This window comes from Dialister sp., from assembly GCF_051885895.1.
Classification (GTDB): domain Bacteria; phylum Bacillota; class Negativicutes; order Veillonellales; family Dialisteraceae; genus Dialister.
Genome location: NZ_JBJEXP010000086.1, coordinates 1 through 1,538 on the forward strand (window position 1 = coordinate 1; position 1,538 = coordinate 1,538).

A 1,538-nucleotide genomic window follows, 5' to 3' on the forward strand; every position below is an offset into this window, starting at 1 on the left:
CCTGCCTCAGAATAACGCATGAAGCAGAACGCCAATCCCGTAACGCTGACTATATACTCATCGCCCACTAAGGGGGAAACGACTCACTACATTTTGCGCGTCGCTATTGCTCCTTCAAAATGTGTTCGCTGTGCACCGCCAAAGGCGGCGATACCACCCCCTCTGAACCCTCTGAACCCTTTGAATCTTTTGAACCTTTTTTATCAAATATATACCCGCTCATCAGCGGTTTCTGTTTCATTTCACAATCAAGGAGGTTTCCATCATGAAGTACACATTTTTAGGCCATGCATGTTTTACCATTGATACAGGGAAAGAAAAGCTCCTTTTTGATCCGTTTCTCACGGGGAACAGTCAGGCCGCTGTTTCGGCGGAGGATGTGAGATGCGATTATATTCTTCTTTCCCATGCCCACAGCGACCATTTCGGCGATGCCAATGAGATTGCGCTCCGCACGGGAGCTATGGTGGTGGCCATTCCGGAAGTGATTGGTCTTTTCTCCAAGGCCCTGTCCAATTTCCAGCCCATGAATCTGGGAGGCACCTATCATGCAGGCTTCGGCGATGTGAAGATGGTGCAGGCCTTCCACAGCTGCGGCGCAGCCGGCGGAACGCCCTGCGGCTTCATTATCCGGTTCAAGGACGGACCTACGGTTTACTATTCCGGCGACACTGCCCTCTTCGGCGACATGAAGCTTTTCGGAGAGCTCTATGACATTGATTACGCCATCCTGCCCATCGGGGACAACTACACCATGGGACCGGACGATGCCATTCTGGCAGGGAAATTCCTGAAAGCAAAGCATGTAATTCCACTCCATTACAATACCTGGCCCGTGATTTCCCAGAATGTGAAGGCTTTCCAGGAAAAGGCGAAAAAGGAAGGCCTTGACGTGATTCCCCTTCGCCCGGGCGAATCCATTGACCTGTAAGAGTATCTGATTTTCATAATTCTGTATATCTGTAGAAAGCCGGCGGCTCTTAGGAGACGCCGGGTTTTCTGCCTGATTTCCTGGATGGAGATAGCATGAGCAAAGAAGATAAATTTTTTGAGGCCCTCCGTGATTTTGCCTCCTACGCCGGCCAGGCCGGTTCTATTCTGGAGGAAACGGCGGAAGGACGCATGGATGTGGCGGATGGATTCAGCCGCACCCGGGAATTAAAAAGGAAATGCCGGGAAGCCCTGGGGCCGCTGACGGAGAAAATGTACAAGGCCTATAAGGATCCGCCCCTTCTGGATGCGGCCAGAGGAACCATTGAAAGAATCTACCGCATGACCGATGTCCTGAAGGACGTGCTGGGACAGCTGGATATGTATGAAGCAGGGGAAACGCCGGAAGAGTACCGGCTCATGGCCAAACTGGCAGGGGCGTCGCTTTCGGAAATGGAAAAGAGCCTGGCCTACACGTCCGATATTTCCGCCAACTACATGAAAATGGAAGCCCGCTGCCGCCGCATTTACACCTACGAAGAACGGGGCGACGAATGCTTCCGGAGAATCATGCGCAAGCTCTACGGAGACAACACATCGGCCTCGGA

Annotated in this window: 2 protein-coding genes; both read left to right on the forward strand. The window is 52.3% G+C overall.

The genetic code is table 11. The annotated features are described in order from the left end of the window. Positions 1-265: 265 nt before the first annotated feature. Positions 266-931, forward strand: a complete 666-nt coding sequence (locus ACI4N7_RS07715) for a metal-dependent hydrolase (protein WP_439732775.1) — start codon at positions 266-268, stop codon at positions 929-931. Between the two features lie 95 nt (positions 932-1,026). Continuing rightward, the coding region (locus ACI4N7_RS07720; RefSeq protein ID WP_439732776.1) for a hypothetical protein at positions 1,027-1,538 on the forward strand (512 nt) is incomplete at its 3' end.